This window comes from Fictibacillus terranigra, from assembly GCF_030412265.1.
Taxonomy (GTDB): domain Bacteria; phylum Bacillota; class Bacilli; order Bacillales; family Fictibacillaceae; genus Fictibacillus_C; species Fictibacillus_C terrinigri.
In genome coordinates this window covers 89,090-113,474 of the sequence record NZ_JAUHLN010000004.1, presented here as the reverse complement: position 1 = coordinate 113,474, position 24,385 = coordinate 89,090, and the positions used below count along the sequence as shown (strand labels likewise).

Genomic DNA, 24,385 nt, shown 5'->3' with positions numbered 1-24,385 from the left:
AAGTTCCTATATTTCATTTCATTTTTGCAGCGCCTTAACAGCTAAATATTCTTCATCTATTTTTACGTATATATCATATTGTTGTGTACTCTCCTTAAATCGGTCAATGTTATGATCAAAGCCTCTGTTTGGAGTCCCGGTTTTAAACTTTATTCCTTCTGTTTTTAATTTCTCAACGATCTTAAAGTAATCTTCACTGCCATATGTAGAGTAAACGAGTTTCCAATTCCAGTTAGAAACAATTCGAAGGATTAAAATAATAATCAACAACAATATAAGAATAGCTATTCCTAAATACATCCCATTCCTCCCTCAATCGAATCGTTGATTATATACTTTTATATTCCTGTAACGGTTATGTAATTCCTTCTGTAACAGCCCTGCCCTTTAAATCACGTTTGGCAGCAAGATGAAGAAAGAGGAAGACGAGACGAATAAAGAAAAAGCGAGCGGTTTTCCTTCCGCTCGCTTCTTTATTTATTCTAAGTTACAGTTATATCCCATTTGACAGCTTTCTTACCTTCTTGCCACGCTGTTTTCCCATGAAAATCAATAATAATCCTGGAAGCCCCATAAGAAGCACCTTATTTTATACGGACGCTGTGCTAAAATATTCGTTCAATGTTTGCTGAAGCGTACCATTGGTGGATGCATACTCATCAAAGGAAACATCCAAGTGAATCATTTTCCTGACAAGTTCTGCGCGCAAACCGGTAATGACCGCCTCACATCCCATCAGTGAAATGCCGCTCAATACTCTTTGAAAATGGTGGATCACTTCAATACCCATATCTGTAATGCCTGATAGATCCATAATTAACGTTCGGATTTTTAAATTTGAAATATCCGTTAATATTTTTTCTTCAATGGTATCCATACGGTACACATCAATCATACCGATTAAAGGAAGGACGGCTATATGAGGACTGATCGGTATGATAGGAACAGATAAATGCTCAACCATTTTTCGCTGAGCGCTGATCAATTCATCTTTATAAGATGAATAACTAATAAAGAAGGTATTAAGAAATTTATCGATGCCGTCATTGATCTGCTTCTCCATCTCATAAATCATTGATCTGTAGTCTGAAATGCTTAATCCATGGGTATTCAGTTGATCATATTCAAACAGATAGTACCATACCGTCCTTCTAATCGCATGTACCCACTCCAGCTTAAGAGTAAGAGTTAAAGCATGCTCTGCCCAAGCTATCCCTTCTTGCTCAGCAAAGGAAATAAGTTCGGAATCTTTCCCCTCAACAACAAACGCTACCATCTTCTCAGCGTTTTTCAAAAGATCAATATTCCCTGACTGTAAAATATCATTTATTTTAGCTGCGACTTCTACAGCCTCGGATAACAGCCTGTTTTGAAACTCTTCTCTGTGGCTGACGATAAACTCCGTAATCTCCTTTTGCTGAATTTTTCCCATTGGTTCTTCTCCTCCAGTATTTAAAAAATGGTCTCTTTTATTTTAAATGATTTCCTTTATTATTGCGCACCCCTTTGTCTCAATAATTAGATGATAATCCTAAAAATCCTTTTTACTTCTCTTATTACCCTATCCAAGTTTAAACAAAACTTTAATTTATGCAAGCAAGATACATTGCTTTTTTAACCTTGAAGTACAGAACGGACATTTTCTTATTTCACTAAGACGAAAAAATTTCCATTATATTACTCTCTGTTGTATCTTTTATTGCCAAGCATACCACTAGGGGGTAAAAACGGCCGTCCTATTCATCATAGAGGCGTCAGCCCTGTAAAAGGTTTATATTTTATCGGATTACCCTGGCAGAATCAACGGGGTTCAGCATTAGTATGCGGTGTAGGAAGAGATGCAGAGTACCTGGCAAATCAGGTGATGTTTGATTTGAAATCGGACACTTGAAAAGGTTTTTCAACCAACCTGCTCTTTCGTTCAAAAAGAAAAGCCGATTCTCCTTAAGACTAAAGGACAATCGGCTTTTATACTTCCTATATATTTTCAGGACTAGTTCCTTTTCTCTAATCCCAGGCATACACCGTTGAATTTCCACCCGAGTATTTTGCTAAATAAAATTCCGCTTGATCTCCATCTACATATTTACCGATATTTCTGAAGATATGACAGCCTTTGGAATCGAAATCGTTACTGCCTGCTGTTTTATAGTAGAGACCTCTAACACCATTTGAATACACTACATCATCGCGATTATAAGGATCTTCGTCATATAACTCATAAAATCCTGGTTGACTATTAGAACTAAGACAAATTTTAAAATCGCCTCCACCTGATAGGAAGATTTTGCTTTGGTTAGTAAATGCATCACTCCCTTGATAATCCCAGCCACTGGCATATGTAGTTACTGGAAGTACCAATGAAAGTGCGAACGCAGACAAAATTACACTTATTTTCTTCATTATTTCGTCAATCTCCTTTCGATAATAAGATAAAAGGAGCCAAGTTGTACCGCTTGGCTCTGCGGGAACCCACTGGCTGTTGTTGAAAAAATGGTATTAATGGGTCATATAACCAATACTTTATCAATATATAGTATATGGATATAATTGTAAATGAATAATTGGTCTTAATTTCCCGTCAATTCATAGCCTGGGACTCTTTAGATCTGCCCGTTTCACTACCCCAAATGGCACTGGTTCTTCGCTAATCGATCCGTTAAATCAACACCCCCCTCTTTTTTGGTATAATTTTTAACTCAGAATGTTTTTGAGCCTTTAGCAATGTTTAACTTATTGCCATGTGTTCAAGGGAATACAAAAAGCCCGGGGAATCTCCCCGAGCTTTGTTGATGGAAACTAAATTTAGTTAGACCGTAAATAATCATCAATTATGAGACATAAGTCTTTTACTTCGTTGACAATCCGATTCCGTTGTCTGACAAAATAAGTTATTGTGAACAAAAATTCTTCGGGTGATACGCTGGATGAGAAGATATTCTTGGCCTTTGATAGACCGGGAAAAGGCTGAAACGGAAATGTATTATCAAATTCATATTTACTGGAGCAGGAAAACATTAATCGGTTCAAAGTCCCGCCGACTGTTTTAAGCAAACGATTATAATCCTCGACCTTTACCCTCTCTTTTTTTGAGAGTGCCGTTACCTTTTCGCTCAATCTATCAAGCATTTTATAAACAGGTGTGAAATCAAATTGTTCGTCTGAACATCTGTCAATATCCCCAATAATCCTGCTGCTGTTTTTAACAAAATCGATCAGGTTAAGCGGCAAAACATCCAAATTGCATAATTCAAGAACAAGTGAAGTATGAATCTTTGAATCTCTGGCTAATAGCTCCAAGTCGACTTTGTCATATGAATCTTCCTCCGTATGCCACCACCAGTTACCTCCAGGAGTTTGATAGAGTTTATCCACTTCGTTCGGTTCATATTTCAGCTGATAATGAAGCGGAATATTCGTTCCCCAGAAGGATTGATCAGCACCACGAGGTAAAAATGCGAAATGATTTGGCTTCTTCCCTGTAAAATATAAGATTATATCATCTAGTAAACTTCTATCCTCGATAGAACTGGACCTCGGGAGAACATTGATACCGCCCTTCGTTCCGGGAAAATCCACATTGATATGAGCGATACAATTTTCATTGATCTCATGCCAGAATTGATCACAATACCAGGCAGACCCAGCATACCTTCCATTGGAATGGCCTGGCCACCATGCAAATTTTATCCCACGAGTCAATTTTTCGCTCATAGATGAGAAGATTCGCGCCAACTCAAGCAGTAATGCATTTCCCCCGGCATTATCGGTCGCTCCTTTATGCCAGGAGTCGTAGTGTCCTGATATTAAAATGTATTGATCCGTCTTGCCTGGAATCGCAGCCATCGGTAAACTCACTCGCTTGATTCCTGTCTGTATTTCCGTTTTCAGGATGACTTTGATGTCTTCTTTTTGAATCTGTTTGATTAAATGTATACCATCGTCATACGTGATCCCAACGACAGGAATCTTCGTTAGCTGGTCTGCGTTTTCGATTGTCGGTGTTCCCCATACTGTCCCAACGGTTTCTTCATGGATGACTTTTTCAGGAGATGGCCAAATATGAATTAACCCTACCGCACCAGCACTTTCAATTTTTTTGACGTAATCCTCATAATAATTCCAGCTAACCACAATTTTCCCTTTTAGGTTTGTGTATTGATCACCAGGATGCTTGCCGCTATCTGGCTTCTCACTGTATATGTCATAGAACACATCACCTTTGATTCCTTCGGGACAATGTAAGCTGTATGATCTGGCTTTGGCCCGGATATTAAAATTTTCAGAAGAGATGGCCGTGACCTGCCCTTGAATGGGATCACTGAAATAACCGTCAAATTGGTGGCATTCATATTGAATTTCATACTGTTTCAGCTGTTCTGCAATGTAATCGGCTGCTTGTTCGGCTTCTTTCTCACCTGATAAACGGTCCCACTGGGTCAGTGTTTGGACATGACGGTCTAGCTGTTTTTCATCGATTAAGTTAAAAAGTGTATGTTTTTCCATACGATCACCTTAATATTGAATCGCATCTGCAATCAGAACAAAAACAGCTCCGATTACTGTCCATATGAAAAGCAGCGGCCAGAAAAACTTTACCCATTCCTGATATTTGATCCTGGAGACAGCTAGACTTCCCATTAACATGGCTGAAGTCGGCAGTATACAGTTGGATAAACCATCTCCCAGCTGAAAAATTAAAACTGTGGTTTGTCTTGTCACATTAATCAAATCAGCAAGAGGAACTAAGATCGGCATCGTTGTGGCGGCTTGTCCCGTTCCAGAAGTAATGAAAACATTCATGATGTTTTGAACGATATAAATGCCCATAACCTGAATTTGGGTCGGCAAGTGCTCTATCGTTGTAAACAAACCATTCACAACAGAATCGATCACGGCACCTTGCTCTAATACAACCACAACACCTTTAGCGATCCCAACAATGAACGCTCCAAACGTAATCTCTTTTGCCCCTATCACAAACTCACTGGCAATTTTACTTGGTCCATATCTAGAAAGAAAACCTACAATGATTCCGAGGGATAAGAAAAATGCAGCCAGCTCCTCCATCCACCAGCCCTTTTGAGAGACACCCCAAATTAAAACTCCAAACCCTAGTACAATGGCAAGTATCGTGAAATAATGTGTCAGCTTTAATTGTGGTAAAGAGGTCATAAAATCAAGCTTTCCTTTACCCTCCGTTTGTTCCAGCTCATAAGCAAGGCCCAGAGAAGGATCTCTTTTCACTTTTTTCGCATAACGCATGATGTACAGACTCGTCACAGCCAGCAATACAACTAAAAGAATGGCGCGCAGCCACATTCCTGAGAACAATGGAATCTCAGCGATTGATTGGGCAATCCCAACGTTAAATGGATTTAAGAGCCCAGCTGTAAATCCGCTGGCAGCACCAAGCATCACCATCGCAGTACCTGTTACAGCATCATATCCCAGTGAACGGGCAATCGCTATTCCTATCGGAACAAACGCCATAACCTCTGCCGACATTCCCATCGTAAACCCGCCGATGGAGAACAACGTTAAGAAGATAGGAATCACAACGAGCCCGCGGTTCATAAAGGTTTTCCCAACCCTTGCCGTTACTGCCTCAATCGTTCCAGTCGAATTAATGATTTGGAACACTCCACCAATGATAAAAATGAAAAAGACCACATCACTCGCACTCGTTAATCCATGAACGATAGCTAATGGAACTTCTATGATGCTTACTGGATTTTGATCAACCGAATGAAACGTATTTTCAACGGCAACCTTGTTGCCTGTCTCTTTATCCTCCACTCGATCAAATTCACCCGCAGGCAAAATATAGGTTAATAGTGCAGAAGCTAGAATAATAAAAATGATGATGACCAACGTATGAGGCATTTTAAAAAAGCTTTTGAATTTCGAAGGAGGATCCGTACTAAACTCAACCGTTGATTTTGTACTCATTAGAAATACCACCTTTCTAGAGTTAGGGCTGCATGCCAAAATCGTTTCTTTTAAACAAATGTTTAAACCGATCTTTTATTCTTTTTCCATCCTTCGAACTCATTCCGTATCGCTTGGAAAATTTCTGAATTGCTGCAAACATCATAAGCGGTCATCGCTAATGCTTTTGCGGCCTTATTTAGGCCGATCATCCCCTCTTCCGAAGCTGATGCTTCCACGAATTCTGGAGTATGTGTCGTTGCATCGGTAATTTTTATGTAAGGGTGAATGGTTGCGGTCACTTGCCCGACATTTCCAATATCCGACGAACCGATGCCACCTTTTTTCGGAGGCTCAATCACCACTTCTCCTAATGATTCCAAATTGTCCTTGAATAAGTGAGCCAATGTTTTATTATTGTTTCGTTCAGCGTAAACAAGTCCTTCCTTAATATCAATCCTCGCACCAACGGCCTCCGCCGCATGACGTGCGGCGGAGTATACCTTTTCGCGTACGATCTTCAGTTCATCCACTGTCTCAGCCCTAAGTAAGAACTCAGCTTCACAATAGGCTGGCACCACATTTGTAGCTTCCCCGCCTTTTGTAATAATCCCATGGATTCTGACATCATCCTTGAAAAACTGCCGCAAGGAATTAATCGCAACAAACGTATGGATTACCGCATCAAGAGCACTAATCCCTTTTTCGGGTGCAGAGGAAGCATGCGAAGCCTTTCCATAAAATTTAAAGGAGGCATCCACACAGGCTAGTCCACCCCGCAACACCATCGACTGTTTCTGTGGGTGGCACATCATGGCGATATCAATATCATCGAAAACTCCATTTTCAACCATCAGGATTTTACCGCCTCCTTCTTCTTCAGCGGGTGTGCCCAGAACCACGATTTTCCCAGGCAGATCGGGATAAGTATCCTTTAGAGCGAGTGCTGCACCAACAGCAGACGTTCCAATAATGTTATGGCCGCACCCGTGTCCGAGACCTGCCAGTGCATCATATTCCGCTAAAATCGCAACAGTGGGTCCGCCTGATTTCCCTTCCCATGTCGCCCTAAACGAGGTTTCAAGATTTGAAATTCCTTTTTCAACATGAAAACCCGCCTTTTCTAAAGGCTCCGTCAACCATTTCATGGCTTGATATTCATTAAAGCTGAGCTCAGGATGGGCATGAATTTTTAATGATATCCCTCTTAGTTCAGCATCACGGGCATCAACGGCCGCCAGGATGGCCTCTTTTTCTCTCAAGTCAATGGTATTCATACTATATGCCCTCCAAAACATTCAGAAAAATCAAATTAGTTTATTCCATTATTCATTTGTTGAAATGATAAGTAAACTTAATGTTTTTTAGGCACCTATAAAATTATTTTATATGCAAACAAAAAAACGCCGAATCGGCGTTTTTCTTAAATCTTCAGCAATCATGTACTCCTTGCATGTTCAAGTTTATAAATTTCTTTAATATAATTCACAAATGTAGAAATGGCCGCTAATTGCATGGATGATTGCCTGTATAACATCCACGTTCTTCTTGTTAATTCCTGGCCGTCCTTGAAAATCAATGGATGACAATATAAATCATCACTGTCTTTCAGAAATACCTTTGGAATAATTGCATACCCCAGCCCTTTTTTCACCATTTCTTTACTGGTCTCATAACTATCCAATTGCATCGTAATGAGAGGCGGTTCATCAAATTGTTCGTTCCACCAGCATTGAATGCTTTGATCTAAAGGACGGATGGGCAAATTTTTATACTTCATTAAAACAGTGGGTTCTTTTCGATTAATCAAGGGCAGCTGAGGAAGTTTATGAAGATCAAGTTTGTTCTTCGATATGAGGCAAATGTTTTCCTCGCTCAGCAAATACTTTTGATCCGGCCAGTTGTATTCACCTTTAACGATGGAAACATCAATTTCCCCTTCCATCAGCAGATCCACGATTTCCGTGCTGAACCCTGTATCCACATTCACATGAAGATTTGGGTACTGATTCACTAAATATTCCAGAATCGAAGGCAAATTATAGAGCCCAAAGTTACTGCTTACACCTATTTTCAAACTTCCCTGAACTTCATTTCCCATGTTGAGTAAGTACTCTCTTGTACTCCGTAAATCCATAAGGATCCTTTTCGCATAGCCGACCAAATATTCACCAGCAGGAGTCATCTTCATGTTCTTCCCATTTTTGCTGAATATCACAATTTGAAATTCCTTCTCGATTTGGCGCAGCCGATAAGTGAGAGCAGGCTGTGTCATATAAAAGCGTTCTGCTGCTTTCGTTAAATTCGCGTTCTCATACAAGTACTGTAATATTAAACAATCCTTCTCATCCATCTGATGGATTCACCCGCTCTCTTATATATTGGTTTACGAAATGTTCATCCTAAATTTTATTAAAAAAACAGATCTCCAGCTCTTGACTCTAACCTAAGGGGAGCCCTTAAGCTAAATACAAGAAAGGAGTGAATCCAATGCTCTATACGGTAAAAGAGATTGCAGATCTATCGAACGTTACAGTCAAGACATTACATCACTATCACAAGATCGGACTTTTACTGCCATGCGAGACGAACGAGGCAGGTTACCGCTTGTATGGAATGAAAGAACTGGAGCGTTTGCAGCAAATATTATTTTACAGGGAGCTTGATTTTCCGCTGGAGAAAATCAAGCAGCTGCTTGAAGGTGAACCGGAGCGATTATCGATATTGTCCAGCCGGAAAGAACTGCTCCTTGCCCGCAAGCTGAGACTTGATCGTTTGATCAGACACTGGACGAATCGATTGGTTGTTCTGAGAGAGGAGAAGCTATGGACAAAACAGACATGTTTAAAGGATTTAATACAGAAAATGAATGGAAGGAAGCATTCGTTGAGCAAAATCAATATTTGAAAGAGACGTACGATTACGATTTACTCGACAATACTACGATTGATGTTGAAACGATGAATGAAACCGCTATTGAAGCACAACGATTTATGAATGGCATGTCAAGTGCCCTTCGATCAGGATTGAAAATCGATGACAAGATCGTAAGAGGCCTGATTCGCGATCATATCGATGTCTTAAATAAACAAGGCCAACAGATTACTCATAAAGATTATGCCACACAGGCAAGGTTTTTCCCAGATGATGATTTTCATCGGAATATGCTGGAGGCACAACAGACTGGCCTTGCGTACTTTCATTCGACCGCTGCAGAATCATTCGCAGCTGCAACAGATTAAGCATTTCAAAACGGAACCAATAGAAAAACTGGGAAAGGAAAAAGCAGCCTAACTCTTGTTAGACTGCTTTTTCCTTTCTACAACAAACTTACTTCTTCATCCACTCCGGTTTCCCGAACCCTTTAAATTCTTTATCAATGGTTTGTTCAAAGGCTTTGGATTCCACAACCTTTTTGATGTCTTTCGCGAATTTCGAGTCAACATCCTTTGTGTTTACAACTACTCGGTTGCGGTATTGATCCGGCATGTTCTCAAGGAACAGTGCATCCTGCAAGTTCATTTTTGCAGCGAGGGCAAAGTTACCAGGAACGGCTGATACATCTGCACTCCCGACAGCTCTTGGCAATTGCGCAGCTTCAAGCGGTTTGAACTGCAATTTCTTCGGATTGTCCTGAACGTCTTTTTCTGAAGCAGTTAATGGATTAACACCTTTTTTAATGGTGATGAGTCCGGCATCCTGGAACATGATCAGCGTTCTGGCAAGGTTAACAGGATCGTTGGCAATGGCCACCGTGCTGCCGTTTTTGATGTCTTCCATCTTTTTGAATTTATCGGAATAAACGCCCATTGGCGCAGTTGGTACAATAATCAGCTCAGAAAGCTTTAAATTCTTTTCTTTTGCGAAATTCTCCATATAGATCTTGTGCTGGAACAGGTTCGCATCAATGGATCCTTTGGCTAATGACAGGTTCGGCTGAATGTAATCACTGAACTCGACCACCTTAACGTTATAACCCTTCTTCTCCAGTTCAGGTTTGATCGCTTTCGATACCATATCACTGTAAGGTCCGGCTGTTGCTCCAATGCTGATGTCCTTCTTGTCTCCCGCGCCTGATGATCCGCTGGAGGTTGATCCGCACGCTGAAAGCACAGCAATAGCGAATAGTAGAATGAGTGCTGAAGTAAACTTTTTCATTGGTTTCTCTCCCCTATTGTTTTATCTCTTGTCTACGAGTTTGGAGATCCTATCTCCGGCCAATTGAATGATTTGTACGAGTAGAATCAGAACGACTACGGTAGTGATCATGACAGTATTATCGTAGCGATAGTAACCAAACCGGATGGCCAGGTCCCCGATTCCTCCCCCTCCGACAATCCCTGCCATGGCCGAATAACCGACCAAAGAGATTGTCGTGATCGTCAATCCTTGAATGAGGCCAGGTTTGGCTTCTGGCAGAAGCACATCCTTAATGATCATCCATGAGGTTGCCCCGACTGCAACCGACGATTCGATCACTCCCTTATCGATTTCCCGAAGCGAGGTTTCAACCATCCTTGCAAAAAAGGGAATCGCGGCAACAGAGAGGGATACAGAAGCCGCAGTCGGCCCAATCGTTGTCCCCGTCAGCAAATCCGTTAACGGCAACAGCGCCACCAAAAGAATAATGTACGGAATGGAACGTATCAGGTTGACGATCCATCCGGTAATACTTTTCACAGCCGAGTTTTCAAGGAATAATCCTTTATCCGTGACAAAAAGCAATACACCAAGCGGGAGCCCGATGATGATGGCCACGGCTAAAGAGATGCCTACCATATAAAGCGTTTGGAAGAACGCCTTGTTTAAATCCGGAAGAAGCTGCACCAGTGAATCAAGCGACATCATGCACCACCTCCAGACTCCTTGTTTTCTCCGTAATATATTCGATCGCTCTCTCTACTTCAGAATCTTCACCGGTAAGCTCCATAATGAAAATACCGAGCGGGATCTCCTGTATGTACTCAATCTTTCCATGCAGGATGTTCCCTTTGACCTTGTATTTCTGGAAGAGCTCAGACACTACCGATTCTTCTGCAATCTCGCCCTTGAACTGAATCCTGATGATCTTCCCTTTACGGTTTTGGATGAGCTGCTGAGGCAGTTCAAACTGCAGGATACTGTTGATGAAATCTTTGGTCAATGGTTCCTGAGGATTGGAGAAGATGTCATAGACTCCGCCTTCCTCAATCACTTCACCGTTTTGCATAACGGCAACCTTGTGGCAGATCTCCTTCACCACTTCCATTTCATGCGTGATCAAAACGATGGTCAATCCCAGCTTTCGGTTAATGTCCTTTAGCAGGTTGAGGATGGATTTCGTTGTACTCGGATCGAGTGCTGACGTTGCCTCATCACATAATAGGACCTTCGGGTTATTGGCGAGCGCCCTGGCAATTCCGACCCTTTGCTTCTGCCCGCCGCTCAATTGAGCCGGATATTGTTCCTTCTTATCCGCAAGACCGACGAGATCCAATAGCTCCAATACTCTCTTCTCCGCCTCATCCTTCGATTTGCCTGCTGCTTTTAAGGCAAATGCAATATTTTCATAGACGGTTTTTGAACTGACGAGATGAAAGTGCTGAAAGATCATCCCAATCTTTAACCGCGCTTTTCTTAAGTCTTCTCCTTTTAGTGAAGGCAGATTGACCCCATCAATTTCTACCTCGCCGGATGTCGGCTTCTCCAAAAGGTTCAAACACCGTAACAGGGAGCTTTTGCCGGCGCCGCTGTATCCGATGATGCCATAGATCTCCCCCGCCTTGACGGATAAGGAAACATTGTTGACCCCTACGATCTCTTTTTTCTTTGATCGATACACCTTCACCAGATTTCTCACTTCAATCAAGTTACAACCCCCTCTTTCTTTCCAACCAAAAATGCCTCTTTCATCATGAAAGAGGCATTGGATTATACATTCAATCACCTTATCTTTCAGAATGACTTCATTCTGCAGGAAGTGGCACCTTTCCAAAATGGAGGTTGCCGGACGTCATAGGGCCTAATCCCTCAGTCTCTCTTGATAAGAACGGATATGTAATTATTATTAGAACATTTTTAATAATAAAGCGATTATCCTCCATTGTCAATGGCATTCATAGTAGAAAGGTTGGAATTAGGCCAGGATGGATGCAGAAATCCATTTTAAAAAGCTTTTTATTTTAATCATACTGATAACCGCTAAAATAATGGAAGCTGCGAAAAGAAGCATTAACATCCATTCGTACAAGTAGAACAGTGATTCCTTGTAGACAGCGAATAGATAACCAACAATGGAAAGAGGTATGATGGCAAATAATAAAAGGCGGCGTTTGTTCTTGCCTATTTCAATTCTTCCAATTGACTTCCTCTCCAGCATCCAACATATTTTACCATCAAAAATCTTCAGATAAAAAGCCATGATTCCCGCAAAAAATAACAGGCAAAGATGTACAATGAAAAACACATTTGAGGTACAAACTGAATATGAAAGGAGGCAGATCATGGAGTTTTTTCTCGTTATTTTATTGCTCCTGTCCCTGATCGGGCTATCCAGCTTAATCAATCACCTTTTGCCATACATACCGGTGCCGCTCGTCCAGATTGCATTGGGCGTAACGCTCGCTTCCCTTCCCTTGGGGTTACAAATTCCTCTGGAGCCGGAATTATTTTTTATTCTCTTTATCGCGCCATTGCTCTTCCACGACGGAAGGCATGTTTCGAGGCAGGATTTATGGAAGCACCGTAAACCCATCCTGTTGCTCGCCCTCGGTCTCGTGTTTCTCACGGTCTTGGTGATCGGAAGCTTGATCCATTGGCTCATACCAACGATTCCATGGCCAGCAGCCTTTGCCCTTGCAGCGATTCTATCCCCTACCGATGTGGTGGCTGTAAGCTCGATCTCGGCCAGGGTAAAGATTCCGAAGCCGATCATGCACGTTCTTGAAGGCGAAGGATTAATGAACGATGCCTCCGGGTTGGTCGCTTTTAAATTTGCCGTTGCCGCAACGGTGACCGGCGCTTTTTCATTGGCACAGGCCAGCGGAAGTTTTGTCGTGATTTCAATTGGAGGGTTCCTCGGCGGTGCGTTATTGGCTATCGTGATCATCCAGTTGAGGACGTTTATTCGGAGGCTCGGTATGGAGGATGTGACGATCCATATGCTCATCCAGCTCCTTACGCCCTTTTTTATCTTTTACATCATCGAACATTTCCATCTCTCGGGGATCCTATCGGTCGTTGCCGCCGGGATTATCCATGCCATCCATCAGGAACGCAGCCGGATTCCCGCTGGAAAATTGCAAATTGTTTCCGAAAGCACCTGGACCGTTCTCATCTACATATTAAACGGACTGGTATTTGTGCTGCTCGGCTTGCAGATTCCAAGCGTGATCAATGAAATCCTTGAGGATCCCCTCTTCAATAACTGGCAGGTTACGGGGTACATTCTCATCATTTCCGTGGCGTTGATTCTTCTTCGCTTTTTGTGGATTTCGGCCACGTGGAGGGGATGGATGGAAAAAAAGAAGCCTCACATGCAGTCTCTGAGAGCGATATCCATCCTTACGATTTCCGGAGTACGAGGGGCGGTTACCCTTGCTGGTGCATTTACGATTCCCTTTGTCATTGCGGGAGGAGCTCCCTTTCCGGAGCGTTCATTGATCCTCTTTATCGCAGCCGGTGTGATCTTGTTTACATTGATCGCAGCCAGTGTTTTTCTGCCGGTTCTTTCACGAACGGAAAAAGGCGACCGTAATACGCTGAAAGAGGAAATGGAAAGGAAAGCAGCGCTCCGGACCATCGACGCAGCCATCCATTCGATCGAGGAATCCATAACCGATGTGAACCGGAGCGCGGCCATTTCCGTCATCAACAATTACAATACGGTACGCAATGAGGTAAGTGAAAAGAGTTCGGAGCAAATGAAACGGGAAGAAAACGAGGCACGGCTTACGGCACTCGAAGCGGAAGTCCGCTACTATGTACATGTAAAAAGAGCCGGGGAGGTTGACCGGGAGACAGCGCATCTCATCGAGGAACATATCCAGAGAAGGCGGCTCTCCCGAACCAACCGGATGCAATACAGGAGATTGTTCCTTTGGACGCTTTTTAAACGCGGCTTGTTTGCCTTGCTAAAGCTTTTTATACCCAAACATAAAGAACGTAAAAAAACGCGTCGCGCAAGGACAAAAAAGCTGGTGAAGCTAAAAGTGAGCATGGCGAAAGCAGCCATTCACTATTTAAGGAACCATATCACTCCTGAAAATAAAAATAGTTATTTAGCGGTCATCGGGGAATACAATCGCCTCATCCGGCAGTTCAAGCTGGCGAAAAAAGGAGAGGAATCCAATCACTACTCCCTGATGAAAAGAGATCTCCAGATCAAAGCCTTCCAGGCAGAGAGGGACGAAATTCAGCATCTTTACGAAGAGGGCGAAATCACCATCGACATCATCAGGGAATTGCGTAAACAGGTGAATATCAGGGAGGCGTATTGGATCGAGGAAACGAGCGTTCAGCCGCATTAAAACAAACAGCATCGGCCTGCTTGGGCCGATGCTTCTCTTGTTATTTCTTTTTGACGGGAATCCAGATTTCACTTCTAAAGGTTTTGGACGAGGTGTCTTTATCCGCATTCCAGAGAATTTCCGGTCCTTCCACCTGTTCATACGACGATGAGGGGAACCACTCGGAATAGATACGGCCCCAAATGTTCTGCAACGTATCAGGAAAAGGTCCGACTGATTCAAAAACTGCCCATGCAGACGGTTTTACATCAAGCCTCTCGAAGTGCTCCGGACACCCAGCTGTCGTGGCAGCCCCAATATAATGATCAAGCTCACTGTTCTCGGCTAGCCTCTCCGAAAAATTAGTGGATGCACTGATCAGCCCTTTTGGCTCGACATCCGATAAACCTTTTAACTCATCGATCATATCCGGGTTTAGACTCTGCCACATCGCAGCGATCTCAGGGTTCACCCCGCTAAAGACCAATGGCACTCTTTTTTTGATCCCGACGATATGAAACGCATCCTTCTCGACGATCCGATAATTCATCTCATTTCCTCCCTTAATGGATAACTGAAAGGACATACGCGGAAATGCTTTTAGAGAATGACCATTCTTCTTTGCTTCTGTCGGGGTAACGCCGTGCAGCTGCTGGAATGCCTTTGTAAAACCGTCGGCAGAACCGTATCCATATTTGACGGCTGCGTCAATGACCTTACAGTTACCGTTCATTAGTTCAAAAGCAGCCAGTGTCAATCTGCGGCGGCGAACATATTCCGATAACGGGATCCCTGCCAGAAACGAGAACATCCGTTTAAAATGATACTCCGAGCAGCAAGCCCTTCTTGCGGCCTCGCGATAATCGAGCTCATCATCCAGGTTTTCCTCTATATACAGTAATGCGTCATTCATGCTTTTAAGCGAATCCACTATCATTTCCCTCCTTTCATCCTCATCCTATCAAGAGACGAATCAACCCATCCGACAATCCGTGCACCGGTTTGACCGATTATTATTTTGTTCCCCTTAGCTGCTGATGATTACCTTCTCCGCACCCACCGCTATGTTCCTTTCTTTTAAAAATAATGCCAATATTCCTGATAAGGTTAACGAAGAAACGAGGAAGACAATTCCAAAGAGAAAACTGCCGGTTCCTGAAATGAGATATCCCACCATAAAAGGACCAATAAATCCTCCCAAATTCCCTATAGCGTTAATGGTGCCTATTCCAACGGATAACACCTCGTCTGCTAAATAGGCTGAAACCGCTGTCCAAAAAACTCCATAGCAATACATAAACCCTAGGCACAGACATAAAAACAAAATCGACAGGATAGGGTTGCTGCGGCCGAATAAAACAGAGATCAGTAAACACCCTGCTCCTGCCAATATCGGCACCGCTAACGTCCATTTATAATTCCCTGTTCGGTCTGCGCGTTTCGAGTTAATAATTGAGCCGATCATCGCAGCGATCCAAGGAAGAGCGGAGAGCAAACTGGTCACCATTAAACTTCCGGAGGATATGGAGTCTATTAATTTTGGAAGCCAGAGTCCAAAGCCATAAAAACCGACTTGAAGAAAGCAGAACACAAGCAGCAAAAGAATAACATTTCGATTGGTTAGAGCGTCTTTTATGCGCGGTGCAGCTTTTTTAATGACTTTTCTTTCCGCCGCCAACGTTGTTTCTAAGTATTCCCTCTCCTGTTTAGAGATCCACTTGGCCTGATTCGGTTCATCGTCAATCGTGAACCACCATACCAGTGCCCATAATAGAGGCGGAATCCCTTCTATTATAAACATCCACCGCCAATCCATATGAGTAAGGATGAAACCGGATAATGGAGCCACAATGATCGAAGCAAACGGAATGCATAAATACCAGTAGGCATTGGCCCTTGCCCTTTCATTTAATGGGAACCATTTTGTTAACAGGATCATAGTAGCAGGCGACACTCCGCCCTCGGCTACCCCCAGCAAAAATCGGACAATAAGAAGCTGCGTAAAATTTTGGACAAAGCCTGTTGCTATTGAAAAAACACTCCAGAAAAGCAAAGAAATCAAAATGAATTTCTTGGCACTCCATTTCTGTGCCAGCAGAGCGCCCGGTACTTGAAGAAACAAATAACCAAAAAAGAAAACTCCGGCTGCAAGGCCTGCATCCTTATCATCGATCCCCAAATCCTCTTGCATCCCAAACAAACCAAAACTAATATTGGTCCTGTCCATAAAAGCAATGGTATACATTAAAAAAGCAACTGGAATAATCCGTTTCCAACGATTAGAAGGTATTTCCAAAGCAGGCATGTCACTTCCTCCTTTAATAGGGTGTTTATAACCTCACTTAACGGCGTGAATAGTTCTCCATTTGTTTAAGCTTTTCAACCCTTCTTCTGCAATCTTCATCTGTACTGAACTCAGCGTTCAGGAAACTGGCGACTAAATCACCAGCAAGCCAAGGGCCAACAATTTGCGCTCCTATACACATGACATTGACATCATCGTGTTCCACACATTGATGGGCAGAATGTACATCATGACATACAGCTGCACGGATACCGGGAATTTTATTAGCTGCAATACAAGCGCCCACTCCTGTGCCACAAACTAAAACAGCCTTTTCCGCTTCTCCAGAAAGAATTTTATCGCACACTTCCCGAGTGATATCCGGAAAATCTATTGGTGTTTCATCAAAACAGCCACAATCAATAACCTCATAATCCATGTTTTTGATAACGTTTACAATTTTACTCTTCAAAGGATAACCCGCATGATCTCCGCCTACTACAATTATCATATTTCTTTTCCACCTTTTCTGGTTAATCGTTTAACTGAACATGACAAAAAAATCCTTACACATGAGAAAAATAAGTTAATCGTTTAACTGCTATGCAGAAATCACCTCCTTTGCCTTATTTATTTATCAACATCCACAAGATTCTCTAACGATCAGTGACGGATCCAGGTAGATTTCTCTTGGTTTAAATTGATCCTTTCTTTTAATTCTTTCGCAGATTAAATTAGCGGCTTGAACCCCCTGGTCATACGCCGGCTGTTTAACGGCTGTTAACGAAGGATTGGAAACTGCAGCCCAGTCAGGGTCATCATAACCAATGATGGCCAGATCTTCTGGTACACGAATACCTAACTCTTTTATGGCATGGTAAGCCCCTAGTGTCATAAAGTTATTGCTTATTAATAATGCATCTGGCTTAAAGTCTTGCTTGATCAGCTCTTTTGTTAACCTATTACCGCTCTCTGCCTTGAAATCTCCCTCTTTTATCAGTCTTTCATCAATAGGGAGAAGATGCTTGTCCAGCGCCTGCTTATATCCAATTAAACGGTCACGTCCCGTACTTATACTTTGAGGACCTGTAATCATTCCTATCCTTTTATAGCCATGCTGTATTAAATGTTCAGTGGCTGTATATGCTCCTTTAATATTATTGGTTGCAACAATATCAGATAGTAGAGGATCCGGATACCGGTTCAAAAAAACAACGGGAACGTCCAAATTTCCAAGCTCTTCTAAATAACCATCAGCGTTTCCAGAAGAAGAGACGATTAATCCATCCACTCTCTTCCCTAGTAAAACCTTCAAGTATTTTTTTTCCTTTTCAACATCCGAATCGGTATTACAGAGCAGGACGTTATAGCCAAACTCGGTCAAGTTATCCTCAATGCCTCTCACCACATGAGAAAAAAAGGGATTGGAGATATCGGAAATTATTAATCCGATCAGGTTCGACTCCTGAACCCGCAAACTCTTTGCAACGGTATTGGGGACATAGTTCAGAGCGTTCATCGCCGAGTATACATTTTTCTTTACGGAATCGCTTACATATTTGGTTTCATTAATAACATTGGAAACAGTGGCAGTTGATACGTTTGCTAATTGTGCCACCTCTTTTAGCGTTGCGTTTCTTTTCACGTTACTCCACCTTTTGAGTTAATCGATTAACCAAACTCTCTAAATTATTTGAATTCTATCAAATAAATGGGAATACTGTCAATGTTTTTTTACTAGAGTAAAATGCAATGGAGTTGGGCGCCTATTTGAAAAAAAAATAAGCACACTTTTCAGCTTTGCTTTCACAATCTACCATATTTTTACATAGTATATTGAGAGATTAAGAGACTATCTCTTCCTCTCAAATGGTTTGCAAGGGGGTGAATGAAATGTCATCTTCTCGTAAAAAATATTATTCACATGATGAGAGTGCTCATGAGTCTTCAAGTTCTTCACATTGTCAGTGTAAAAAGGAATCTTCAAGTTCTTCTCACCGTCAGAGTAAAAAAGAATCTTCAAGCTCTTCACATCATCAGAGTAAAAAGGAATCTTCAAGCTCTTCACATCATCAGAGTAAAAAAGAATCTTCAAGCTCTTCACATCATCAGAGTAAAAAGGAATCTTCAAGCTCTTCGAGTTCTTCAAGTTCTTCGCATAAAAAAGAGAAAAAACGAAAAAAGGATCATACGTGGCTAAAGAAACTTGGTCCTGCCCCAAGGCTATAACATAAATACAACCACTAATTTTTCAAGCTGTCTCTGAGCCGGGCATAGCAAGCCCATGTCCAGCTTTAACTGAAAAGAACAGAACAAACCCCTTTTCAAAGAATATTGAAAAGGGGTTTGAGTTTGTCTTTGGCCAGGAACGACAAAAGCCTGTTTTCCCATTAAGCGTCATTCTGTTTTGCAAAGAGTTGATTGACCATCTGACTCAAAGCCTCGTTTACTGGTGTAGCAGGACGGCCAAGCAATTTTTCAAAACCGTTGCTCTCGACCTCCAATTCACCGTCCCGAATGCCTTTTTGGATGTCGACAAGCATAGGAATAATAAAATCCGGTACGCCGGCACCCTTCATCATGTCAGCATACGAAGCATCATCGACTTGCTGAACAGATACTTCTTCACCTAATACTTCCCCAACAGCAGATGCCAATTCTTCTTGCGTCATAAGCTTACCGGAAAGTTCGTAAACGGTATTCTCGTGTCCCTTCCCAGCCAATACAGCAGCTGCTGCCTCCGCATAATCCTGCTGCAGCGCCCAGCCTGCTCTGCCGGATTCCGCAGATGTCACCCAAGGCGCTCCTGCGATCACACCTTGTATGCTCCCCATTTCATTTTCCAGATACCAGTTATTGCGCAGGAAGGAGTATGGAATGCCGGTTTTCAAAATCGCCTCTTCCGCTGCTTGGTGAGGCGGAGCAAGGAACAGCTTACTTTCACGTGCGTTTGCTAAACTCGTATAGGCAATAAATTTAACTTGAGCACGCGCTGCCGCAGCAACCGCATCAGTGTGCTGTTTGATTCTGGTTTCATTGTCCCCATCGGCAGATATGATCAAAAGACGGTCAATACCCGCAAAAGCAGAATCCAATGATTCCGGCTGGTCAAAATCTCCGTGTCGAACCTCTACCCCACGAGCCCGCAGGCCCTCCGCTTTCTCCGGATTACGAACACTTACAGCCAGCTGATCGGCTGGTACAGTCTTCAACAATGTCTCTACAATCCTGGCGCCCAATTTCCCTGTAGCCCCTGTAACTAACATTTTCATTTGATAATCCTCCCATTTATAATTTTTGGTTAAACCTATTATTCGCTATTTGTAATCAACCCTGTTACCTGTAATCATTTTAATTACATTTAAGTTTTTTGTCAATAGATATATCCTTGCACTTGGAGTATACTAGTGCTTGTAACCAATATAATTACATTTAAAAATATTACTGTTTTAGAAAATGGCAAGGAAGGTGATGAAAAAGATGTCCATCAGCAGCCGTTTTGCTGTAGGCGTTCATATATTGACCCTCATCGAGTTTAATAAAGACGGGGTAAGCTCATCTGAGTATTTGGCGGAAAGTGTAAACACAAACCCTGCCGTCATCAGAAAAATTACAGGAATGCTGAAGAAAGCCGGGTTAGTAGAAGTACACCCTGGCATAGCGGGGGCCAGGTTAGCCAGGAAATTATCCGAAATTACACTGCTGGACGTATATAAGGCGGTCGATGTCGTACAGGAAAATGAATTGTTCAGTGTTCACGGGAATCCGAATCCTAAATGTCCTGTAGGAAGAAACATTCAAGATGCGATCATTCCGGTATTGTCCACCGCTCAAATCGCCTTGGAAAAAGTGCTGGGAAATGTAACGATTGAAGATATTGTTAAAGGTATCGTTGAAAAAGAGAATATCTCATCATAAATGGAAAAAGACATTCCTGATATCAGGGATGTCTTTTTGCGCAGGTAACATGTTAAACGGCCGTTTAAATGAATGGAGGAAATTCATATATCTACTGACTTCTAAGTAATTTATGCGAGAATATAAATATTAAGATACTACCTAAGTTAAAGGAGGATTAATGGAAAAGGCAAAAACAAAAATAACCCTCTCAGATTTTGTGGATTTCAGCATTAAAAATGGACTTTCGCGATTAACCAAAATAAAAGAGATAAAGGCCAGGGAAGAATATCATCCTGGAAAAGATTATTGGAAAAAGTTCAGAGATGGAATTGTAAATTTTCATAAAAATAAACATTCAGAGGATTATCTAAACCACATAGTGAATGAAATCACGGAGGCTAGAAAAAAGAATTACGAGAATGCAATAAATACCTACAAGAATTTTATAGGAAAAAAAGACATTCAATGGTTTAATCCTAAAAAAGATGATTGGCACTTCAGCAATTCAAGTATTAGAGTTAATCCCGAATTAGGCTTAGTCATTTCAAATGAACCCCATGTGATAAAACTTTACTTTAAGGAAGACAAGAGCAAGCCTGAAACAATATTAGATAAAAGAAAGTTAAGTACCATATTTTTTCTAATGGAAGACACTTTATCCTATGATGAGAATTATAAATATTCCATATATAACGTCAAAACAGGAAAACTGATTACTAAAAACAAGTCTCCTGCTGGTATAAAAAAAATACTTGAATCCGATATCCTATCTCTTGAGCATTTGTTGCATAATGATTAACCATTTCAATAGAGCTCAAAGCGCAGCAGCAATAATTGGAATTACTCAAACTGTCAAAATATATTGACTTATCGATTTACCTCTGCTAAATTATTTTTATACTTAAAATCGATGAAGAGAAGAGTAAGATGGGATCCCTGTCCTACAGAGAATCGGCGCTTGGTGAAAGCCGATGTTCAGGCCTTGTCCGAAAATCATCTCTGAGATGCAAAGCTGATGAATGGTAAGCTTTTGCCGGGTTGTCCGCCGTTACAATGGAACACGTATGATGGTACGTTGACTGAGAGCCGTAAGCTTACTTTTTGGAGCTGCGGAATTAGGGTGGTAACGCGAGCACAAACTCGTCCCTGCATACAGGGGCGGGTTTTTTTATGTTTCAAAAACAATAAAGGAGAGATTACTTTGAGAAGACTGGACACCTTATTTATTGGATTAATGCTATTTTCTATGTTTTTTGGGGCAGGAAACCTGATTTTCCCTCCATTCCTGGGAGCACAATCAGGAACATCGTACTGGCTCGCCATGGCAGGCTTTATCATTACCGGGGTAGGTCTTCCCTTTGCCGTGCTATACGCTGTTTCCCTTGTAAAAGGCGGCGCACAGACGATCGGAAACCGTGTGCATCCGGTATTCAGCACCGTCTTTATGGTGGTTGTCTATTTATCCATCGGACCATTCCTGGCGATTCCCAGAAATGCCAATGTTGCTTATGAGATGGGAGTTAAACCATTTCTCGGACAATCTTTGAACTCATCCTTGGTTTTATTCTTATTCACCGTGCTATTCTTTGCCCTTGTTTATGTCGTCAGCTTAAACCCGTCCAAAATGGAAAAATACATGGGCCGTTGGATTACCCCTGCTTTGCTGTTAGCGATGGTAGTGCTATGTGTGGCTGGTTTTGCTAAACTCGATGCACCGTTCCAATCACCATCAGCGGCATATCAATCCGGAGCCTTTTCCAAAGGCTTCCTTGAAGGGTATAACACCATGGATGCCCTTGCTTCACTGGCATTTGGAATCGTTATTCTTACATCTATCCAGCAAAGAGGCATCCGTGACAGAAAGCAATTGACGAACTATACATTGAAAGCCGGCCTCATTGCGGGAGTATTGCTCTCCTTGATTTATGTCAGCCTCGGGTTGATGGGGGCAAGAATGGCAGCCAGCGGGTCGTTTGAAAATGGCACCGACATTCTTTCAGCAGCTTCCACCCTTTTATTGGGACAGAGCGGTAAAACCTTGCTTGGATTGATCTTTACGTTAGCGTGCTTCACGACAGTCGTTGGTTTGACCTCAGCCTGTGGCCAATATTTTTCCAATCTGATGCCAAAAGCAAGCTACAAGTCAGTGGTGTTAGCCGTCACACTGGCAGGCTTCACCCTTTCAAACCTGGGGTTAAACCAAATCCTAAAGGTTTCCGTGCCGTTCCTTGTCACAGCTTACCCGTTAACCATCGTGCTGATCACACTCACGTTCTTTCATCGTTTCTTTAAACAGGCGAAAACAGTGTACGGATGCGCCCTCTTATTTACCGGTGTATTTGCCGTCATCGGCGGGTTAAACGCCTTTGGACTGAAGCTCGGTCCGGTTCAAACGATGAGTGATCTCCTGCCGCTATCGTCTGTCGGATTGGGCTGGGTCGTACCCGCACTCGCCGGTACCGCTGCAGGACTGGCCATTAGCCGATTCCGCAGCCATACGCCAGCGGTTGAGAAGGAATTGAAGGTTTCATAGTTCTATACAAGATAAGAAGCAGATCCACAATGGATCTGCTTCTTATTTTTTCGTATTTTCCGATTTCGTCAATCGATAAAGTCCACAGAAAGAACACTGCCTTTTTTTCTACTTTTGAGTTATTTCCATACCTCATCAGCAATCGAAACGACATGTTTTATCTTGGCCCATTGCTGTTCTTCAGTCAGCAGATTCCCTTCTTCTGTGGAGGAAAACCCGCACTGTGGGCTTAGGCAGATTTGATCAAGCGGCACATACTTCGATGCTTCCCGAATCCGTTCTTTTATCGTTTCAGGATGCTCCAAATCACCAAATTTTGATGTAATCAGCCCAAGAACAATTTGCAGGTCATCGCGGTTGACGTGCTGAATCGGTTCAAAACCGCCGGAGCGCTCATCATCAAATTCCAAAAATAACCCGTCTACTTTCAACTTGCCAAAGATAAATTCAGATGCATTGTCATATCCCCCGCTTGCTGTATAGCTGGATTTAAAGTTCCCGCGGCAGATGTGCATCGTAATCACCATATCCTCAGGCTTATGAGCGATGGATTCATTGATGGCACTCGTGAAACGTTCCAGCAGCTCTTCTGGCGAGTATCCTTTTGCGGCGATCTGTTCTTTTCCCTGATCAGAGAAAAAGACGGCCCATGCCGTATCATCCAGCTGCAAATAACGGCATCCAGCATCATAAAATGCCTGGATCGCTTTTTGGTACACTTTTATTACATCATCAAAGAAATCATCCTGATTGGAATAAGCGGTCTCTTCAATCCGGCCTCTAAAAAAAAGCATGTTTGGACTTGGAATCGTAAATTTGGCCACATGATCCCCTGCAGCACGATGCAAGAATACATAGTCTTCAATCATTGGGTGATCATGAAAGTCCAGTTTTCCCACTACTTTTACGCCGTGAGCTTTCGTTTGTACACCATTAAACTGAATTCCTGCTTCTGTCTCATAGAGCTCCACGCCAACAAGTTCTGATAGAAAATCAAAATGCCACCAAGCCCGTCTGAACTCCCCATCTGTAACGGCTGTCAAACCCACTTCTTTTTGTTTTTCAACAAGGCGAATGATCTCTTCATCTTCAATTTCACGAAGCTGCTGGCTGGTTATCTTCCCATTTTGTTTGAGGACGCGAGCTTCTTTAATCCGCTCCGGACGTAAGAAACTTCCGACATGATCTGCTTTATACGGTCCTTTAGTTAATGTTTTTGTCAATTGGTACAGCTCCTTAAAAATTTTATCC

General features: G+C 42.4%; 22 protein-coding genes, 2 pseudogenes, 1 riboswitch and 1 other annotated feature. Of the genes and pseudogenes, 7 read left to right on the top strand and 17 right to left on the bottom strand.

The features are described 5' to 3' along the window. Positions 1-18: 18 nt before the first annotated feature. A complete protein-coding gene (locus QYF49_RS18505; RefSeq protein ID WP_290401087.1) occupies positions 19-300 on the bottom strand; it encodes a hypothetical protein in 282 nt (93 codons plus the stop codon). A gap of 289 nt (positions 301-589) precedes the next feature. Continuing rightward, the gene (locus tag QYF49_RS18500) at positions 590-1,432 is read right to left on the bottom strand and encodes an STAS domain-containing protein (RefSeq protein ID WP_290401086.1); all 843 of its coding nucleotides are present in this window, start codon (positions 1,430-1,432) and stop codon (positions 590-592) included. 291 nt (positions 1,433-1,723) lie between these two features. On the opposite strand from QYF49_RS18500, the pseudogene QYF49_RS18495 reads away from it, so the two are divergent. After that, positions 1,724-1,891: pseudogene (locus QYF49_RS18495) on the top strand (hypothetical protein); the annotation flags it as partial. Positions 1,892-2,007: 116 nt separating this feature from the next. Here the strand turns inward: QYF49_RS18495 and QYF49_RS18490 are convergent. The 5 genes from QYF49_RS18490 to QYF49_RS18470 form a co-directional block, all read right to left on the bottom strand. Next, positions 2,008-2,403 carry a hypothetical protein gene (locus QYF49_RS18490; RefSeq protein ID WP_290401085.1) on the bottom strand — a complete coding sequence of 132 codons (396 nt, stop codon included), beginning with the start codon at positions 2,401-2,403 and terminating at the stop codon, positions 2,008-2,010. Between the two features lie 402 nt (positions 2,404-2,805). Then, complete coding sequence (locus QYF49_RS18485) at positions 2,806-4,506, bottom strand: M28 family peptidase (RefSeq protein ID WP_290401084.1); 1,701 nt, start codon at positions 4,504-4,506, stop codon at positions 2,806-2,808. Positions 4,507-4,515: 9 nt separating this feature from the next. Continuing rightward, positions 4,516-5,952: a YfcC family protein gene (locus tag QYF49_RS18480; protein ID WP_290401083.1), complete on the bottom strand. Its 1,437-nt coding sequence runs from the start codon at positions 5,950-5,952 to the stop codon at positions 4,516-4,518. 62 nt (positions 5,953-6,014) lie between these two features. After that, positions 6,015-7,208: a M20 family metallopeptidase gene (locus QYF49_RS18475; RefSeq protein WP_290401082.1), complete on the bottom strand. Its 1,194-nt coding sequence runs from the start codon at positions 7,206-7,208 to the stop codon at positions 6,015-6,017. A 161-nt stretch (positions 7,209-7,369) separates the two neighbouring features. Then, positions 7,370-8,284, bottom strand: a complete 915-nt coding sequence (locus QYF49_RS18470; RefSeq protein WP_290401081.1) for a LysR family transcriptional regulator — start codon at positions 8,282-8,284, stop codon at positions 7,370-7,372. Between the two features lie 137 nt (positions 8,285-8,421). On the opposite strand from QYF49_RS18470, the pseudogene QYF49_RS18465 reads away from it, so the two are divergent. After that, positions 8,422-9,173 (top strand): annotated as a pseudogene (locus tag QYF49_RS18465) (MerR family transcriptional regulator). An 88-nt stretch (positions 9,174-9,261) separates the two neighbouring features. Here the strand turns inward: QYF49_RS18465 and QYF49_RS18460 are convergent. The 4 genes from QYF49_RS18460 to QYF49_RS18445 form a co-directional block, all read right to left on the bottom strand. Further along, positions 9,262-10,089 carry a MetQ/NlpA family ABC transporter substrate-binding protein gene (locus tag QYF49_RS18460; RefSeq protein WP_290401080.1) on the bottom strand — a complete coding sequence of 276 codons (828 nt, stop codon included), beginning with the start codon at positions 10,087-10,089 and terminating at the stop codon, positions 9,262-9,264. A 21-nt stretch (positions 10,090-10,110) separates the two neighbouring features. Continuing rightward, on the bottom strand, positions 10,111-10,776 hold the full coding sequence (locus QYF49_RS18455; protein ID WP_290401361.1) for a methionine ABC transporter permease: 666 nt from the start codon (positions 10,774-10,776) through the stop codon (positions 10,111-10,113). Further along, positions 10,766-11,779 (bottom strand): methionine ABC transporter ATP-binding protein, encoded by a 1,014-nt coding sequence (locus tag QYF49_RS18450; RefSeq protein WP_290401079.1) that lies wholly within the window; start codon positions 11,777-11,779, stop codon positions 10,766-10,768. Before QYF49_RS18450 ends, QYF49_RS18455 begins: the two co-directional genes overlap by 11 nt. Before the next feature lie 76 nt (positions 11,780-11,855). Continuing rightward, a riboswitch (SAM riboswitch) is annotated at positions 11,856-11,960 on the bottom strand. 86 nt (positions 11,961-12,046) lie between these two features. Continuing rightward, positions 12,047-12,331, bottom strand: a complete 285-nt coding sequence (locus tag QYF49_RS18445) for a hypothetical protein (RefSeq protein ID WP_290401078.1) — start codon at positions 12,329-12,331, stop codon at positions 12,047-12,049. A gap of 82 nt (positions 12,332-12,413) precedes the next feature. On the opposite strand from QYF49_RS18445, the gene QYF49_RS18440 reads away from it, so the two are divergent. Then, entirely contained in the window at positions 12,414-14,438 is a 2,025-nt protein-coding gene (locus tag QYF49_RS18440; RefSeq protein WP_290401077.1) for a Na+/H+ antiporter, read from the top strand. Between the two features lie 40 nt (positions 14,439-14,478). On the opposite strand, the gene QYF49_RS18435 is transcribed toward QYF49_RS18440, so the two are convergent. From QYF49_RS18435 to QYF49_RS18420, 4 genes are all read right to left on the bottom strand, one after another. Then, entirely contained in the window at positions 14,479-15,348 is an 870-nt protein-coding gene (locus QYF49_RS18435; RefSeq protein WP_290401076.1) for an AraC family transcriptional regulator, read from the bottom strand. Between the two features lie 96 nt (positions 15,349-15,444). After that, on the bottom strand, positions 15,445-16,722 hold the full coding sequence (locus tag QYF49_RS18430) for an MFS transporter (protein ID WP_290401075.1): 1,278 nt from the start codon (positions 16,720-16,722) through the stop codon (positions 15,445-15,447). Between the two features lie 37 nt (positions 16,723-16,759). After that, positions 16,760-17,212: an RpiB/LacA/LacB family sugar-phosphate isomerase gene (locus QYF49_RS18425; protein ID WP_290401074.1), complete on the bottom strand. Its 453-nt coding sequence runs from the start codon at positions 17,210-17,212 to the stop codon at positions 16,760-16,762. Positions 17,213-17,338: 126 nt separating this feature from the next. Next, positions 17,339-18,346, bottom strand: coding sequence for a LacI family DNA-binding transcriptional regulator (locus tag QYF49_RS18420; RefSeq protein WP_290401073.1), 1,008 nt, complete (start codon positions 18,344-18,346; stop codon positions 17,339-17,341). A gap of 248 nt (positions 18,347-18,594) precedes the next feature. Between QYF49_RS18420 and QYF49_RS18415 the strand changes: the two genes are divergently transcribed. After that, positions 18,595-18,930 (top strand): hypothetical protein, encoded by a 336-nt coding sequence (locus QYF49_RS18415; RefSeq protein WP_290401072.1) that lies wholly within the window; start codon positions 18,595-18,597, stop codon positions 18,928-18,930. 161 nt (positions 18,931-19,091) lie between these two features. On the opposite strand, the gene QYF49_RS18410 is transcribed toward QYF49_RS18415, so the two are convergent. Then, positions 19,092-19,973 carry an SDR family oxidoreductase gene (locus tag QYF49_RS18410; RefSeq protein WP_290401071.1) on the bottom strand — a complete coding sequence of 294 codons (882 nt, stop codon included), beginning with the start codon at positions 19,971-19,973 and terminating at the stop codon, positions 19,092-19,094. Positions 19,974-20,181: 208 nt separating this feature from the next. Here QYF49_RS18410 and QYF49_RS18405 point away from each other — a divergent pair, with 208 nt between their 5' ends. The 3 genes from QYF49_RS18405 to brnQ all read left to right on the top strand — a co-directional run bounded on the left by QYF49_RS18405 (position 20,182) and on the right by brnQ (position 23,134). Next, entirely contained in the window at positions 20,182-20,619 is a 438-nt protein-coding gene (locus QYF49_RS18405) for an Rrf2 family transcriptional regulator (RefSeq protein WP_290401070.1), read from the top strand. 160 nt (positions 20,620-20,779) lie between these two features. Continuing rightward, positions 20,780-21,400: a hypothetical protein gene (locus QYF49_RS18400; protein ID WP_290401069.1), complete on the top strand. Its 621-nt coding sequence runs from the start codon at positions 20,780-20,782 to the stop codon at positions 21,398-21,400. 102 nt (positions 21,401-21,502) lie between these two features. Beyond that, positions 21,503-21,752, top strand: a binding site (T-box leader). A 50-nt stretch (positions 21,753-21,802) separates the two neighbouring features. Continuing rightward, the gene (gene brnQ / locus QYF49_RS18395) at positions 21,803-23,134 is read left to right on the top strand and encodes a branched-chain amino acid transport system II carrier protein (protein WP_290401068.1); all 1,332 of its coding nucleotides are present in this window, start codon (positions 21,803-21,805) and stop codon (positions 23,132-23,134) included. 119 nt (positions 23,135-23,253) lie between these two features. Here brnQ and QYF49_RS18390 read toward each other — a convergent pair whose 3' ends face one another. Next, entirely contained in the window at positions 23,254-24,357 is a 1,104-nt protein-coding gene (locus tag QYF49_RS18390) for a 5-methyltetrahydropteroyltriglutamate--homocysteine S-methyltransferase (RefSeq protein ID WP_290401067.1), read from the bottom strand. Positions 24,358-24,385: the final 28 nt, after the last annotated feature.